Source organism: Bacillus sp. SIMBA_154, from assembly GCF_046536015.1.
Lineage (GTDB): Bacteria > Bacillota > Bacilli > Bacillales > Bacillaceae > Bacillus > Bacillus pumilus_P.
Map to the genome: position 1 here is coordinate 1 of NZ_JAWJBV010000533.1, position 246 is coordinate 246.

Below are 246 nucleotides of genomic sequence, written 5' to 3' on the forward strand. Positions count from 1 at the left end.
GGTAACGTGGTGATTGTCAACGCCCCAGGTACGGGCGTGGCCGATGATAAGAGTCTCTATCCTTTTGTACCAGATATGATTAAATTCTATTTAAATGAAGAGCCTATAGAATCGCTGTCGTTGGACAGGCCTCTTCACACAAACCGCAAAAGATACAGCGTGAGAAGTTAATACGGAAAAACTCTGGATACCAGCGACCGTCTTCACGCTCGGCTTTTTGTAATGAGATACACCCTACCGGACATG

1 protein-coding gene and 1 pseudogene are annotated in these 246 nt (G+C 45.9%); one reads left to right on the plus strand and one right to left on the minus strand.

The window, feature by feature from the left end; genetic code table 11:
- Positions 1-108, plus strand: a pseudogene (locus tag R0K30_RS23050) (circularly permuted type 2 ATP-grasp protein); the annotation flags it as partial.
- On the opposite strand, the gene R0K30_RS23055 reads toward R0K30_RS23050, so the two are convergent.
- Complete coding sequence (locus tag R0K30_RS23055) at positions 104-229, minus strand: 4Fe-4S binding protein (RefSeq protein WP_486304040.1); 126 nt, start codon at positions 227-229, stop codon at positions 104-106. The pseudogene R0K30_RS23050 and the gene R0K30_RS23055 sit on opposite strands and share 5 nt — an antisense overlap.
- Between the last annotated feature and the right edge of the window lie 17 nt (positions 230-246).